The sequence below is a fragment of the Halococcus thailandensis JCM 13552 genome (genome assembly GCF_000336715.1).
Classification (GTDB): Archaea; Halobacteriota; Halobacteria; order Halobacteriales; family Halococcaceae; genus Halococcus; species Halococcus thailandensis.
Genome location: NZ_AOMF01000037.1, coordinates 25,225 through 40,756, shown reverse-complemented (window position 1 = coordinate 40,756; position 15,532 = coordinate 25,225). Strand labels below are relative to the sequence as shown.

Sequence of the window (15,532 nt, the reverse complement as noted above, 5' to 3'; positions counted from 1 at the left end):
AGATGACTTCCGCAAAGTCGTCCAACACCTCCATAGTAAGGACCGGACAATCTTCAAGTAGTCTCGTACTCAGACTGGTGAGACAATATCGGCTCACTCCACCTGCGCTCCTGAGAGCAACTTTCAACCGTCTTCTTTTTCTTCTTCGGCCGGAGAAAAGTCAGTGGCTTCCTCCTCGTCCTCGTCTTCTTCCTCGGCTTCATCTACCGGGGAGAAATCGGTAGCTTCCTGTTCGGATTCTTCCTCTTCTTCGTTCTCATTCGACATACGGATGAACGTATTCCCACCCTGTCGATAAACCTTGGCGTGACATACTCAGGCATATTATGTGGTGGCTGAGGGCCCGACGATTCTCATCGTCGAGAATCGGATTTCGAGGGTTAGTCGGCCGTATCGGCAGTTGTCTCGCTACTACTGTCAGCGATCGGCGCACTACCGATCGGCGCGACCGTTCGGGCGAACGACCAGTTCACCACTTCGGCGAAGCTCACGTACATTGCAAGCGCTCCAGAGAGGATACCGACGTAGCCACCGGCGACGCCCAGTGCGCCGATACCGAGCAGGTCGCCGAAGCCGAGCAGTGCGAACGTGATCCACAGCGTGAGGAACACGCTCCAGAGGCCCCAGTTGAGCCTGAACGTGGCGATCCACATGTAGAACGTGAACACACCCCAGAGGACGAGCGCCGCACCGAGCGTGGGGGTGTGGATCGACAGCCAGCCGTTGCCGTCGAAGAGTACGAGTAGGCCGAACCACCACCAGAACGCGCCGTAGCTGAAAAAGGCCGTCTGGCCGAAGGTGTTGCCGGTGCGAAATTCGAGGATGCCAGCCACGAACTGCGCCGTACCGCCGAACGCGAACGCGAGCGGCAGTACGACCGCCTCGCCTTCGCCGGGAAGGAGGCCTGCGTTGACGAGACTCAGGAGAACGGTCGTGAGGCCGAATCCCACGAGACCGAGCGGTGCCGGATTTCCGCGTTCAGTGTCGAGTGGCATTGTGTTTGTCTTCCAACTAATTTGTTTTAGTCCGCCTGTAGTTGATCCCGGATCGTCTCGGGCACGCTCGGGTCGGCGAGCGTGCTCGTGTTGCCGAGTTCCTCGTCGTTGGAGATGTCCTCGAGGAGTCGGCGCATGATCTTCCCCGAGCGGGTCTTCGGCAGTTCGTCGACGAAGAGCACGTTCGACGGCCGGGCGAACTTGCCGATACCCTCCTCGACGGATTCGACGATGCGCCCGCGCAGCTCCTCGGTTTCCTCGACGCCTTCCCTGACGGTGACGTAGACATCCGGAACCTCACCTTTCTCGGTGTCGTCGCGCGCGGCGACGGCCGCTTCGGCGACATCCTCGACCTCCGCGACTGCGCTTTCGAGCTCCATCGTCCCTAGACGGTGGCCGGCGACGTTCATCACGTCGTCAAGCCGGCCGAGGACCCGGTAGTAACCGTCCGCCTCTTGCATGGCAGCGTCGCCCGCCTCGTACACCCAGTCGGCGGAGTCGCCGGAGTCGGTGTCGGAAAAACGCTCCCAGTACTCCTCGATGAATCGCTCGTCGTTGCCGTAGACGGTCTGGAGCATGCCGGGCCACGGCCGCGTGATGGCAAGATTGCCCGCTTGGGCGGTTCCAGCCTCGATTTCGTCACCCCTGTCGTCGAGGATGGCCGGTTCGATACCCGGTGCGGGGCGGCCGGCGCTGCCGGGTTTCATGTCGTGAATCGCCGGGAGATTCGTGATGAGGTGGCCACCGTTTTCGGTCTGCCACCACGTATCAACGATAGCAGCACTCTCGTCGCCGATATGTTCGTAGTACCAGAGCCACGCCTCCGGCTGAATCGGCTCGCCGACGGTCGTCATGTGTCTGAAGTCGAAGTCGTAGCCCTCCAACTCTTCCTTACCCCACTTCATGAACTGGCGAACCGCCGTCGGGGAAGTGTGGAAGATGTCGACGTCGTACTTCTCGGCGATCTCCCAGGTCCGTCCCTTGTGCGGATAGTCGGGCGTCCCTTCGTACATTACCGAGGTGGTGCCGAGCGAGAGCGGCCCGTAGACGATGTAGCTGTGACCGGTGATCCAGCCGATGTCGGCCATACACCAGTAGGTGTCGCCGGGTTTGATGTCCTCGACGTAGTTCGCGGTCCCCGTTGCGTACGCGAGATAACCCCCGGTACGGTGCTGACAGCCTTTCGGGACGCCCGTCGTCCCCGAGGTGTACATGAGAAAGAGTGGATCCTCGGCGTCGCGGCTGACCGGCTCGACGCGTTCGCCCCGGTGGTCGGCGAGGAGTTCCGAAACCAGCGTGTAGTCGTCGCTGATGTCGGTCTGTGGCTCGTCGTGGCGCGTCCACGCGAGCACATCGGGATCGCCGTCGAACTCGTCGGTCGCCTCGTCAGTCTTCTCGATGTGTTCCAAGAAATCACCACGGCGGTAGTAGCCATCGATGGTGACGACGTGCTCGGAGTCGGCGGTGTTGACCCGTTCGGCGAGCGCGCCCGCCGAGTAGCCGGCGAAGACGACGCTGTGGGGTGCGCCGATACGCGCGCACGCGAGCATCGTGATCGGCAGCGCCGGCACCATCGGAAGATGGATCGTGACGATGTCGTCTTCCTCGACGCCGGCCGAGCGCAGCGCGGCAGCCATCTCGTTGACCTCGCGATAGAGATCCTGATAGCTGATGTTTCGCTGCTCGCCGCCCTCACCCTCCCAGAGCAGTGCGGTCTGGTTCTTGCGCTCGTCGAGATGGCGGTCGATACAGTTGTGGCTGGCGTTCAGTTTTCCGCCGACGAACCACTCGTAAAAGGGCGGGTTCGAATCGTCAAGCACCTCGTCCCAGTGCTCGTCCCAGTCAAGCATCTCGGCGTACTCCTCGAACCCCTCGGGGAACTCGTCGAAGCGGTCGTAGACCGCAGGATCGGCCATATTGGCCTGTCCGACGAACTCGGTCGGCGGTTCGAAATACTCCTGTTCGGCCAGTTTCGATTCGATCGTCAGATCTTGTTCGTTCGACATTTGTTATCTCACTTCATATCTAAATGTCGGCGGATATCATATAATGGTATCGCCGCCGTCATCGGTGGTGTCTACAACGAAAGTGTGCATGTTATTTGCCGAAATTCTGCTTTCATAAATGTATGACAGTGTAGAGATTTCATGGTTTACTCAGATTTGTATGTTGAGGGTGACACATCTAAGCGGTGAGAATCGGAGTACGAAGCAGTCTTTTCCGTGATTTCTGCAAATTCGACAAATTACAAAACAGTTCACGCCACCAAACAACCAAACTATTTACAATAATAGAATGTACACATAGTATGGTATGGCAATCGATAACGATTCACTGTTGTCGGACCGACGGGGCTATCTCAAAGGACTCGCCGCCGCGAGCGCGCTCCTCTGGGGTGGAACCGGCACGGCTACTGCGTGGGACAATGAGAAAAGCAATGGCGACCACCACAGTGACGGCGACGTCAACTTCGACATCCATTACACCTCCGCCACGACGCTCGCGGTGTTGATTCGGACCGGGGACGTTTCGCCTGTGGACCTTGTGGATGCCACACTCAAACGTCTCAATAACCGCGAGGACGCGACCAATATGTTCATCACTGTCACGGGAAAGCGGGCCCGGAAAGCCGCTAAAGACGCCGAACACGCGGTCGAAAACGGCGACGAACTTGGTCCGCTGCATGGGGTGCCAATCGCGGTCAAAGACCTCCAAGCCGTCAAGGGCGTGCGGTGGACCTCTGGTGCTGCCCCACTTTCGGACCGGGTTGCGGACGAAACCGAACTCGTGGTCAAGCGACTGTTCGACGCTGGCGCAATTCTTATCGGCAAAACCAATACACCCGAGTTCGGGTACACCGGGAAGTGCGACAACAAACTCATCGGCCCGACATCGACGCCGTTCGACCTTGACCGAAACTCCGGCGGGTCATCAGGCGGGAGTGCTTCGGCGGTCGCAAGCGGCGTCGTGTCAATCGGGACCGGCACTGATGGAGCCGGCTCACTGCGTATTCCAGCCTCATTCTGTTCGACCTACGGATTCAAAACCACCTTCCGACGTCTTCCCGACCCCGTAGTGTTCCGAACCGGGACCACATACAAAGACAACGGCGTCGAAACTCGGACGGTGCGAGACGCCGCACTCGCGCTGTCGATAATGGCGGGTCCTTCTGACGTGCCACAGGATCAGCTCGTGCTGCCAGACTGCGATATGGACTTTCTCGGAGCGGTAGAAAAAGGAGTCAAGGACATGAAGGTCGGATACAGCCCGGATTTGGGTGTATATCCGGTCGATGACCGTGTTCAGAACGTGGTTGGTGAGAACGTCGATGCGATTGCCGACGCCGGCGCGACCGTCGAACGGATCGATGTTGACCTCGGTGTGAAATATGACAAACTCATGCACAGCCTCAGAATCATGTGGGGGGAGGCCTACTGCACTCTCCCTGAAAAACTCGCAGAGCACGACATCGACATGCTCGGCGACGACCGCGATAAGTTCCCGAACGAACTCCTTGATTTCGTGGAATTCGGCCGGGATGAGCTCAGCACAGTTGCACTCAAGCGCAACGACGAGACCGTCCGGAAGACCGTGTTTAACGCGGTTCAGTCGATTTTCGAGGACGGTTACGACATCCTCGTCGCGCCAACGGTTGCAGTTCCCCCAATTCCGAACGATGTCGTTGGCCCGACCGAAATCAACGGGACGGAGATCGACCCTATCCTCGGATGGCTCATCACAGCAGTGTTCAACATGACCGGCAACCCGGCGGCGTCGGTGCCGGCGGGATTGACTGACGACAAGGAACTCCCGGTTGGAATGCAACTCGTCGGGAAACGACTGGCTGACGAGACGGTGCTCGCCGCGAGTGCCGCCTACGAACGAGTCAATCCATGGCACGACGATTACCCAAAACAAATCCAATCCCCGAACACGGAGACCAGCCAAACCAGCAGCAATACCAAAGACGGCGGGAACGGAAAGGCGAAACGCGGGGACAATTCGTCGTTAGCTAAGTCCATGTAGTCGAGCGGTTGCGTCGCGTGGCAATCCTTACAGGGACTATTTAGCCGGATCACGCCCGGATCGTCCCTGTCGCTGCTCTCTTCCCTATCGATATTAGACGCCAGACTGCTTCTGCCCACGATACGGCACCTGGTGTACGTGCAAAATTGAGTATTCAATAACTATTCCATCAGCATGTCATAGAACTCTTCACATACCTCACCAAGAGCCCGAGAAACGGTATCTGAGAAGCAGCCAGTATCATCGTAATTCAGAGCCAGCGGTAGCAGGCCTCTCGACCGATACGCGGAAACCATGCCAACCGTTCTATGACACCTGCTATGAATCGTATTTTCGAGTAGTGTTGTTGATTACACACAATCTTTTATTGTGTGCACGTGCGATAGAGGTTGGTGGCATGATAGAATGACCGATGAGAAACCTCAATCAGCTCAGCCCTTTGAGCAGCCGACGCGTCGAACAGCACTTCAAATGTTGGGTCTCACAGGAGCTGCTACGATCGGCGGTGCAGGTGTTGTGTCGGCCCACGACAAAGGTAACAATGCTGATAGCGAGAGCGACTCGGATGCCGTCACCAATGAGAGTGGTATCCCTCGCTATGAACTTCCACCACTGTCGTACGATTACGACGCGCTGGAACCTGCGATCAATGCTGAAATCATGCGTCTCCATCATGATAAACACCATCAGGGCTACGTCGATGGTGCAAACAGCGCACTCAATTCGCTCGAAGAGATGCGCAACAACAACGATTTCAGTGAGATCAAGCACGTGAAACGTGATCTATCGTTTAATCTATCGGGCCATGTTCTCCACACGACGTTTTGGGAGAACATGTCGCCGGATGGCGGCGGCAAACCGAGCGGATATCTAGCCAAAGCCATCAACAAGTATTTCGGTTCGTTCGAGAATTTCAAGGCAGAATTCAATGCAGCTGCGAAAAACGTCGAGGGTTCAGGATGGGGGCTACTCGTCTACGACCACCTCGCGGATATGCCACTCGTGACTCAAGCTGAGGATCACAACGACCTCGCAGTGCAAGGAGCAACACCGCTGCTTGTTCTCGATGTCTGGGAACATGCATACTATCTCCAATACAAAAACAATCGTGGAAAGTACGTGACCAACTGGTGGAATGTAGTTGATTGGGATGACGTTACCCAGCGGTACGAAGCCGCGCAGTACGCGGAGCTATCTGGAGACGGTGCACCCTCCATCTGAAGTCATTGTCTTCCTGCGCAATCAGTTGGTTGATCGCCGATCTACGCACACTCATGGAGCGAAATGGGCATTCTCACGTTGTCTGCTCCGCGTTCAGAATGGCTCTTATAAACATGCAAAGCTGAGTTGTTAGCAAACAGGCGATTTGTAGAAGCCCATCCCCGAATCTCTGGAGATAGTGGCTGTTCTCACTCTATCGTGTCTATTGTTACATGCTATTCCGCTAGTCTACACAAGAGCGGGACGCGTTGTTCTGAGCTGCTCGTCCGTCAGTATCGGATATAGGTTCTGGCCATAAACCAAAGAAAATTCTCCTCACAGAAAACTATATTGTGAGGGTTTAAAGTCATTCGGGACAATAGAAAATCGTAGGCAACGATGGCAGAGGACAACCCAAAACACGGCATGGGCGAAGCGGATTACGAAAAGGACGACCCCGAGCGCGAGACGCTGACGACGAACTCGGGCGAGCCGGTCCCCGACAATCAGAACAGCCGCAGCGCCGGTCCCGAGGGCCCCCTCCTGATGGAGGATTATCACTACTTCGAGAAGATGGCCCAGTTCAACCGCGAGGAGATCCCTGAGCGGATCGTCCACGCGAAGGGAGGCGGCGCGTTCGGCACATTCACCGTCACAAACGACGTTCTCAGCGACTACACGATGGCCGACATGTTCTCCGAAGAGGGCAAGGAGACCGACATGGCCGCCCGCTTCTCGACGGTCGCCGGCTCGCGCGGTGCGCCCGACACGGTGCGCGACCCGCGCGGGTTCGCGCTGAAGTTCTACACCGAGGAGGGCAACTGGGATATGGTGGGTAACAACACCCCCGTGTTCTTCATCCGTGATGCCTCGAAATTCTCCGACTTCATCCACACACAGAAGGAAGTCCCCAAAAACGGGCTGAACGATCCGACCCCGCAGTGGGACTTCTGGTCGCTCTCACCCGAGTCGCTCCACCAGATCACGACGCTNGAAGGAAGTCCCCAAAAACGGGCTGAACGATCCGACCCCGCAGTGGGACTTCTGGTCGCTCTCACCCGAGTCGCTCCACCAGATCACGACGCTATACAGCGAGCGCGGCATCCCCGCCTCGTGGCGCACGATGAACGGCTACAGTAGTCATACGTACTCGCTGTACAACGAGGACGGCGAGCGCCACTGGGTCCACTTCCAGTTCAAAACCGACCAAGGCATCGAGAATCTCGACCCCGACGAGGCCGAGAAACTCGCCGGCAAGAACCCACACTACCACCGCGAGGACCTCTGGGAGGCCATCGAGGAAGGCAACTACCCCACGTGGACACTCAAAGTCCAGATCATGCCCGAAGAAGAGGCCGAGGAAGTCGATTACAACCCCTTCGACATCACGCGGGTCTGGCCTCACGACGACTATCCTCTCATCGAGGTCGGAACGATGGAACTCAACGAGAACCCCGACAACTTCTTCCAAGACATCGAGGAAGCGGCGTTCTCACCCGCCCACACGGTTCCAGGGATCGCCCACAGCCCGGACAAGATGTTACAGGGTCGCATCCCGTCCTACGACGACGCCCATCGCTACCGCATTGGCACAAACTTCGAGGATGTCCCCGTCAACCGGCCGAAGAACGCCGACGTGTCGAACTACCACCAGAACGGCACAATGCGTTCGGACGGCAACAACGACGGCGGACCGAACTACGAGCCGAACAGTTTCGGCGGCCCTGTCGAGAAACCCGAGGTCGAGCAACCACCGCTCAGCATCGAGGGCGATGCGGACCGGTATGAAGCCGCCGAACGCATCGATGATTTCAAACAGCCCGGTGATATGTTCCGGGATGTGATGGACGAAGAACAGAAAGAGCACCTCATGGACAACTTCGCCGACGACATGGAACCGGTCGACGAGGAAATCCAGCAGCGACAGATCGGCCACTTCTACAAGGCCGACCCGCGCTGGGGTCGCGGCGTCGCCGACCGCCTCGGCATCGACATCGAGGCGGCTATCGACGACGAACTGCTCGCGATCGACGACGACGAAATCGCTCACGCACCGATTGTTGAGGAACTCCGCGAGTAATATTCACAGCAATATGAAGTGATTCAGCGAGCTCCAACACCGAATCACTTCACGCGCTATGCTGGTAAATCTGAGTTTTGGTAGTGAGTTGTACGGTTACGTCTCAGGTATCATAGAATGGTTGGGATGGTTTTGGCTCTCGGCTAAGAAGCCTGCTATCGCTGCCGTGTTGAATTGGAGGACGGCGCGCTGCTCACAGCTTCTCACAAACTTGTTCGATGTTCGAGATAGCGGACATCAAACGACGCTCTTGCCGAGTCTGGTGAAACAGTCGCGTAGGAACTACAGCATCCCGCCGTATGCTAGTGGATGTGCTCCAACGGACAGCTTTCGGCGGGATGCTCCGAGAANGACGCTCTTGCCGAGTCTGGTGAAACAGTCGCGTAGGAACTACAGCATCCCGCCGTATGCTAGTGGATGTGCTCCAACGGACAGCTTTCGGCGGGATGCTCCGAGAAGTTGTTGAGCGCCAAGCAATAATGTTCCGCCCTGAGCCACTCGACGCCATTGTCGAGCGGCGCTGCAAGCGTGCGTGGGAGCAGGCTCCCTGTCCCGAGTGTGGGGAAACAGCTCTCCAGACTCGGGACGGCAGTCCCCGAGTCTGGTGTCGCAACTGCCGCTATAGCTTCACATACACCCGAAACACGCCGTTCGCAAACACCGGTCTTACACCCGGTGAACTCCTTCTCATCTTCATTCTCTACGCTGATACCTTGCTCAGCATCAACCAGATCGCCCAACTATTCGATTCCTGCTACGACACGATCCATACGCAACTCCGCGATGGGGAAGCCGCGTTCGAACGCGGCTTTCCCCTCGTCTGGGAGCGCATCCAGCACACCGTTCAGGGACCAACACAGATCGATGAAACCGGCTCGAAGTGTTCGGGCTACAAAGGTCAATCGCCGCCGCGGGACGGTCTCTCCCGCGGCGGTTCTGGGGAACCGGGCCGATCACGTTGGGAGGGAGCACCGGGCGACAAACTCACGCTCGTCGCGGCGAGCCGCGACGTGCTTCGGGTGATCTCAGCCGAAGAAGGATCAAAATACGACGAGAATCTCGGGCCAGTGATCGAGGAAGCAGGCGATCTCTCCCAGCCGCTGGGAGAGATCTGGACCGACGAACTTCCCGCGTATCAGCAGATGAACCACGAGCATCGAACCGTTGTTCACGACGATAAGTACGTCTCAGACGAAGGCGTCCACACAAATCAAGTCGAATGCCTCTGGTCNATGAACCACGAGCATCGAACCGTTGTTCACGACGATAAGTACGTCTCAGACGAAGGCGTCCACACAAATCAAGTCGAATGCCTCTGGTCACTGATCCAACCGTGGCTGGAGAAGTTCCGCGGCCTCTCCAAACCAGGATTGGAGCAGTCCGTCCGAACCTACGGGTTCGTACGGACGTTGAATCTCGTCGGAGCACCGCTACACGGCCTCGTTGACTGCTTCGCCCTCAACGTGTTTCACTAGATTCGGCAAGAGCGNGTACGGACGTTGAATCTCGTCGGAGCACCGCTACACGGCCTCGTTGACTGCTTCGCCCTCAACGTGTTTCACTAGATTCGGCAAGAGCGTCAAACGATCTCACAGAACCCACGATACCAAGAATCTCGCGGAGTTCGCTGAAACAGCGGAGGCGATTTTCCGTTTCGCGGTAGCTGTGGTCGTCTTCAAGTCGATAACCGTGGATGGCCAGGTGCTTCCAGCGGGTAAGCCCACTCGGCGGGCTTGCCCGCATCGGTCCCAACGCTTGTTTGGCTGGCCGCCTACAGTTTCTGGTGAAGTCGAGGAGATCCACTTCGACCATGGCACCTTTCTCGGCTTCATCCTTACCGATATAACAGTCTATCCCGCCGCCGTACCCCCTATTCAACAGAACACTACAATGCAACTCTGTTTCTCACAACCTACGTAACAGCATTTTAGACACCGTTCGCTGAGCCACATGATCTTGCCAAGCCGAAGTGCTGATTTTACTTTCATCACGCTTTGATGAGGTATAAGTACGAATAGCCGGGAGTACAGGTTGCATGACGAATCTCATCGTCAAAGCGGCAGTCAAAGAACAGCTCGCAGACCAGAACGTCTCATCGGATTTCTACGACGCGCTCGATAGCGAAGTAGCGGACTTGCTTGCGGATGCGGCACGGCGATCAGATGCCAATGATCGCAAGACTGTCCAGCCGCGCGATCTCTGAGCAGGGATTGTTGAGACGGTACTTCTCTCAACTCGTGCCAGTCAGTTCCAGAGTGTGATCACCCGTCTGATCGCAACTTCTCCCACCAGAGTGAGATGCTCGTCGCGTGAGTGATACTCTGGAGGCTGACCACTCCATCTGAGAACGGGCGATTCCAGCTGCCGGTGCCGAAGCGATGTCGTCGGGCGCGGCACCCAGTCCGCCGTGGTGAGAGCGGGAGTATTATGTGTCTCTCTTGTGACCAGTGACTCATGCCGCTTGATGAGTCGGACTGGGAGCAGTTGGGACCAAGCAAGTCACAGATAGCGATCATGCGCGATTTCCTCGAAGACAACGCACCGCAGGCGTACACGCTGGAAGAAATCGCCGACGAAACCGAAGTCGTCATGGCCTCAAGCAGCGGGGGACAGATCCCCATGAGCAGTCCCGAGCAGGGTCTCGCCCAGGCAATCGGGCGCGTCTACCTCGAACTGTTGGCCGAGCCGCTAGTCGAAGATACCAACGTCGAACGCCGCGCCGACAGTAGCGGTGTCGAGTATTATCGGTACAACGTCGAGTAAGACGGTTACGTCGGCCATCCCGCGCAGACGTTCGCTTCGGGACGCCGCTGAACACTGCGTGAGAAGATGTTCCTTGTGGCGATATCGCGTATATCTGCTTGTCCTGCTGACCCGGGCTACTGGCTCATCTCGCCTGTCGTGTCGAGTTTCATCTCAGCGAGTTTGGTGCTCACCGCGTCGATCCGTCCGTCGAGTTCGTCAACGAATCCACTCGTCTGGTCGGTCGTGATCGCGCCTTCGCTGGACGGTTCGATCAGGTTCTCCTCTTCGAGCACGCGCAATGAGTAGCGGATTTTGTGATGAGCGTAGCCAGTTTCGTTCGACATCCTCACGATGCCGATCGGTTCGTTCTCGATCACCATCCCCAGCACCTGCAGATGTCGTTCCAGCTTATCAGCCTCCTTCTCCAGTCGATCTATCATGGTGTCTGTTGTCTTATTTTGTATAAAGTAAATCTTGTTATCGAAGAACGAACTGAGGAAGCACGTCACGGGTGAGATCGGTGGATATGAGAGCTATTCCCCGATAAATTGACGTTTCGAGCATCAACATATTTTCCCGTGGGAATAACCAACAGTAGGATATGTACGATCTGACTGGGTTCCAGCGCGACCTGCTGTACGCGATTGCAGGACAGGACAAGCCGAAAGGGCTCGCAATCAAGGATGAACTCGAAGGCTACTACGAAAGCGAGATCCACCACGGCCGACTCTACACGAACCTCGACGAGCTGGTCGAGAAAGGACTCGTCGAGAAGGGCGAACGCGACAAGCGGACCAACTACTACGACCTCACCCAGCGTGCCCATCGCGAGATCGATGCTCGCCGCGAGTGGGAAGACCAGTACGTCGCTGCCGAGACTTAGGCCGGCTGTCTGACACAGCTACAGAGAGACGAGTCACCGCCCGCCGTCGGTTGGTGGTTTGGCGTGTCAATCGGGTGGTGACTGTCGGCGGTTCTTCTGCCTGCACTCTTTGCAGAGAATCCGCTTGTCGGTGAGAGTTCCGACGCGCAGCACGTCGGGTGTGTCCTCGCCGCATTCTTCGCACGCACCCCAGTCACTACCGAGGTCGAGAGCGTCGTCCACGTCGGTCATGGTCGGTGGTTGAGCGTATCGTTATTCTCAGTCGAGTCGCTTTCGGTGATTTCTGGCCCGCCAGTGCTGAATCACTCCGACGTGATCCGGTGACATCCTCGGTTCAGAGTCACGTACAGCCACTGCGCCGCATCAGTCAGGACTCAGTTCCACTTTCACATCCCTTTCCGGGCTTTTTTGCTTGAGAGTGGCGAACAGCCAGTGTCTCCCATCGAACACACGCGGAGGCAGGAAATACCATGCCAGATGTGCAATCGCACGCCGAAGACANTGAGAGTGGCGAACAGCCAGTGTCTCCCATCGAACACACGCGGAGGCAGGAAATACCATGCCAGATGTGCAATCGCACGCCGAAGACATACACGACCAGTTCGCCGACCAGATGGACATCACTGTCGAGGAGGTCGAAGAGCGCCTCGACACGCTCGTCAACGAGTATCAGGTGCCCATCGACGAAGCGCGCCGCAGCGTCACCAGCAGCTACTACGATGAAGCCGATGCCGATCCCGAATCGGTGGGTGACGCGAACGAACAGCGCGAAATCGGCAGTGTCAACACAGCCGAAGAATGGATCGACATCACCGCGAAAGTCGTCGAGCTGTGGGAGCCACGGAGTGATTCCATCGCACAAGTCGGCCTCGTGGGTGACGAAACCGGCCGGATCAAGTTCACCTCGTGGGCGAAATCCGACCTGCCCACACTCGAAGAAGGGTCGGTGTACCAGCTCGGAAACGTCGTCACCGACGAGTATCAGGGCCAGTTCTCGGTGAAACTCAACCGGACCACTACCATCGAGGAAGTCGACGAAGAGATCGAAGTCGGCGACAACACCACCGAGATCGAGGGTGCACTGGTGGATATCCAGAGCGGGAGTGGACTGATCAAGCGCTGTCCCCACGAGGACTGTACGCGCGTGCTCCAGAACGGCCGCTGTTCAGAACACGGCGAGGTCGACGGCGAGTTCGATCTCCGAGTCAAGGGTGTCCTCGACAACGGTGCCGAAGTACATGAGGTGATCTTCAACCGGGAGATGACCGAGGAATTTGCGGATATTACGCTCGATGAAGCCAAAGAGCGTGCGATGGACGCGCTGGATACCACTGTTGTGGCCGACGACATCAGTGAGAAGGTTCTCGGTCGATATTATCGAATCAGTGGACCTGAACTCGGCCGATACGTACTGGCCGATGAGTTCGAGCAGCTCGGCGCGCACACGGATTCTGAAGAAGTGCTGATCACAGCGAGGTCGCTGTAGATGAGCGCAAGTTCAGACGCGAGCGAGTCGGCAGGACGGGAGGTCGCCAAGCGATTGTTCGCCCGCGAGTTCAACGACGCGACGTACACGTTCAAGGAGTCCGAGGATGAACTCGCGCCGAACTACACGCTACTCCCGACAGGTGATCGTGTGAATCGGCTGTTTTTCGCAGGCACGCTGACCGAGACAAACGATGTGGGATCGGATTCGGAATACTGGCAAGGGCGCGTGGTCGGTCCAACGGGGACGTTCTACGTCTACGCGGGCCAGTATCAACCGGAAGCGGCGAGCGCGCTGCGGCAGATCGAGACGCCCACCTATGTGGCGGTCGTCGGAAAACCCCGNTTCTACGTCTACGCGGGCCAGTATCAACCGGAAGCGGCGAGCGCGCTGCGGCAGATCGAGACGCCCACCTATGTGGCGGTCGTCGGAAAACCCCGTAGTTACGAAACTGATGAGGGAGAGACGAACGTCGCTGTGCGGCCGGAGTCGATCACCCAAGTGGATGAACCGACCCGCGACCGCTGGGTGGTCGAAACTGCCGATCAGACCATCGAACGCCTCCAATCGTTCGACGAGGAAACCAACGATTACGCACAGATGGCACGCGACGAGTACGGTGAGCGTCTCAGCCCGTACCGTGAGGCGGCTATCGAAGCGCTGGAAAGTCTCGATGCCACCGATGCTTCGGCGGCTGCCACCACAAGCGAGGCAGCGTCGGATGCTGTGGATGACGACTCGGTTGCTGACGATACCGAACAAGCCGACGAAGATGCTCACTCTCCCGGTGAGACTGGTGAGAGTGTCGGGAGCGATGAAAGCGTCGAGAGCGAGGAGACGAGTTCTGATGAACTCTCAGGNTTGAGGACCCGTCCGAGGATACTGGACTCGGCGAATACGAATGAGACAGTGTCGCCGCCTGCTGGCCAGCGCGAGTGTCGTACGGAAGGAGTCGATACGTCCCGTATGAACGGGCCGCGGCGAATTCCGCCGTTCGCCGAAGACGCTCTTGCAGTGCTCCGGGAGACGGTCGGTGATGACGATGAGGGTCTGTTCAACGACGAGGCGACCGCTGTGCTGGTTGCTGACGAGCGGTTTGCGGAAGCCGACGCCGAATACGCGCTCGACGTGTTGCAGAGTCGGGGCTATATCTACTACGTCGACGAGCAGGTCTACATTACCCCAACTGACGACTGACCAGTGGACAACGATAGCAGATATGACTCTACGTCGCTGCATGATTCGACTGGTTGAGAGATCATCCGCCGACAGAGAATCCCTGTTTCAGTCCTTGAACTGGGGGTGATGGACTTACTTGCTGGTAGGCCTGACTGCGGGGTATGGATGTTCCTGAGCTTCCAGCATCGGTGAGAGTGCAGCTGACCGACGGCGACACGCTCCGTGGGACGCTCCTCGAAGAGCAGTCGGATGGGTGGCTGCTCGACGAAGAGAGCGGCCGGTTGATCCATGTGTACTCGGAGGAGGTCGATCAGATCACCCCGCGTGATGAGTCGGAATAGCGTCCCGCGGTGGGGAGCAATTGAGATTGTTCTTTCATCTCGATTGCAGGGCAAGTCGGCCGCGGCCACTGCTCCGCCGACCGAGGCGCGTATCTGTTCGGACAGAGAACCGACTCTTGCCGCCCTCGTGTGGGAGGCATTGGTCCTCGCTTGGGAGGGGTCGGCTCCCTCCCTGGCTCCTGCTGTCCGATGTCTCGCCGCACACCGTGTTCTGAGTGATATCCCGCTACGGTCGTGGCTTTCTCTGAATGACGACACCGCTCTCGGGTCCACCAGAAGGTTGAGTTCGGCTGAGACTGGAAGTATGAATATGGCACCGAGCGAAAAGAGGCTGCTCCTCCGCTGCGTACAGTGTGGTGGGCTGTACGTGGGGTCGCTGACCAACGACGGCGACCTCGTCCCGGATAGCACGGCGAGCGGTGGGCGATGTCACGAGTGCGGTGGCGACGAATTCGAGCACGTCACGCTCACACCGTCCGACTGACTCTGTCGCGTTTCCACAGTTCACTTGGCGCTTCCTTAACTGGTATTTTCGTGCCTTCGCGTTTTGAGCGTAAATCGCAGGGAGCTGGCTTGTTGATGTCGAAATACCCCAAG

At 57.6% G+C, this 15,532-nt stretch carries 16 protein-coding genes and 1 pseudogene; 12 read left to right on the top strand and 5 right to left on the bottom strand.

Annotation, left to right across the window (positions count from 1 at the left end):
* Positions 1-123: 123 nt before the first annotated feature.
* The 3 genes from C451_RS22425 to acs form a co-directional block, all read right to left on the bottom strand.
* Complete coding sequence (locus C451_RS22425; protein WP_161605818.1) at positions 124-267, bottom strand: hypothetical protein; 144 nt, start codon at positions 265-267, stop codon at positions 124-126.
* A gap of 113 nt (positions 268-380) precedes the next feature.
* A complete protein-coding gene (locus C451_RS02080; protein ID WP_007737131.1) occupies positions 381-995 on the bottom strand; it encodes an acetate uptake transporter in 615 nt (204 codons plus the stop codon).
* A 26-nt stretch (positions 996-1,021) separates the two neighbouring features.
* Complete coding sequence (acs, locus tag C451_RS02075; RefSeq protein ID WP_007737130.1) at positions 1,022-3,001, bottom strand: acetate--CoA ligase; 1,980 nt, start codon at positions 2,999-3,001, stop codon at positions 1,022-1,024.
* Between the two features lie 307 nt (positions 3,002-3,308).
* Between acs and C451_RS02070 the strand changes: the two genes are divergently transcribed.
* From C451_RS02070 to C451_RS02045, 7 genes are all read left to right on the top strand, one after another.
* Positions 3,309-5,021: an amidase gene (locus C451_RS02070; protein ID WP_007737128.1), complete on the top strand. Its 1,713-nt coding sequence runs from the start codon at positions 3,309-3,311 to the stop codon at positions 5,019-5,021.
* Between the two features lie 405 nt (positions 5,022-5,426).
* A complete protein-coding gene (locus C451_RS02065) occupies positions 5,427-6,242 on the top strand; it encodes a superoxide dismutase (RefSeq protein WP_080503435.1) in 816 nt (271 codons plus the stop codon).
* Positions 6,243-6,620: 378 nt separating this feature from the next.
* A complete protein-coding gene (locus C451_RS23975) occupies positions 6,621-7,361 on the top strand; it encodes a catalase (protein WP_007737123.1) in 741 nt (246 codons plus the stop codon).
* Positions 7,345-8,301: a catalase gene (locus C451_RS24245; protein ID WP_007737121.1), complete on the top strand. Its 957-nt coding sequence runs from the start codon at positions 7,345-7,347 to the stop codon at positions 8,299-8,301. The genes C451_RS23975 and C451_RS24245 overlap by 17 nt, the downstream gene beginning before the upstream one ends.
* Positions 8,302-8,708: 407 nt before the next feature.
* On the top strand, positions 8,709-9,776 hold the full coding sequence (locus tag C451_RS02055; protein WP_080503434.1) for an IS1595 family transposase: 1,068 nt from the start codon (positions 8,709-8,711) through the stop codon (positions 9,774-9,776).
* 560 nt (positions 9,777-10,336) lie between these two features.
* Positions 10,337-10,504: a hypothetical protein gene (locus tag C451_RS02050; protein ID WP_007737118.1), complete on the top strand. Its 168-nt coding sequence runs from the start codon at positions 10,337-10,339 to the stop codon at positions 10,502-10,504.
* A gap of 251 nt (positions 10,505-10,755) precedes the next feature.
* Entirely contained in the window at positions 10,756-11,064 is a 309-nt protein-coding gene (locus C451_RS02045) for a hypothetical protein (protein WP_241431147.1), read from the top strand.
* Positions 11,065-11,180: 116 nt separating this feature from the next.
* On the opposite strand, the gene C451_RS02040 is transcribed toward C451_RS02045, so the two are convergent.
* Complete coding sequence (locus C451_RS02040) at positions 11,181-11,486, bottom strand: hypothetical protein (protein WP_007737114.1); 306 nt, start codon at positions 11,484-11,486, stop codon at positions 11,181-11,183.
* A 161-nt stretch (positions 11,487-11,647) separates the two neighbouring features.
* Here C451_RS02040 and C451_RS02035 point away from each other — a divergent pair, with 161 nt between their 5' ends.
* Positions 11,648-11,929 (top strand): helix-turn-helix transcriptional regulator, encoded by a 282-nt coding sequence (locus C451_RS02035; protein ID WP_007737112.1) that lies wholly within the window; start codon positions 11,648-11,650, stop codon positions 11,927-11,929.
* Between the two features lie 66 nt (positions 11,930-11,995).
* Here the strand turns inward: C451_RS02035 and C451_RS22420 are convergent, their stop codons facing one another.
* On the bottom strand, positions 11,996-12,160 hold the full coding sequence (locus C451_RS22420) for a hypothetical protein (protein WP_161605817.1): 165 nt from the start codon (positions 12,158-12,160) through the stop codon (positions 11,996-11,998).
* A gap of 328 nt (positions 12,161-12,488) precedes the next feature.
* Here C451_RS22420 and C451_RS02030 point away from each other — a divergent pair, with 328 nt between their 5' ends.
* The 4 genes and pseudogenes from C451_RS02030 (at position 12,489) to C451_RS22415 (ending at position 15,419) form a co-directional block, all read left to right on the top strand.
* Entirely contained in the window at positions 12,489-13,415 is a 927-nt protein-coding gene (locus tag C451_RS02030) for a hypothetical protein (RefSeq protein ID WP_007737110.1), read from the top strand.
* Positions 13,416-14,006 (top strand): annotated as a pseudogene (locus C451_RS24490) (RPA family protein); the annotation flags it as partial.
* A 749-nt stretch (positions 14,007-14,755) separates the two neighbouring features.
* A complete protein-coding gene (locus tag C451_RS21565) occupies positions 14,756-14,935 on the top strand; it encodes a hypothetical protein (protein ID WP_152420341.1) in 180 nt (59 codons plus the stop codon).
* A gap of 310 nt (positions 14,936-15,245) precedes the next feature.
* On the top strand, positions 15,246-15,419 hold the full coding sequence (locus tag C451_RS22415; protein WP_161605816.1) for a hypothetical protein: 174 nt from the start codon (positions 15,246-15,248) through the stop codon (positions 15,417-15,419).
* The last annotated feature ends 113 nt before the right edge of the window (positions 15,420-15,532 follow it).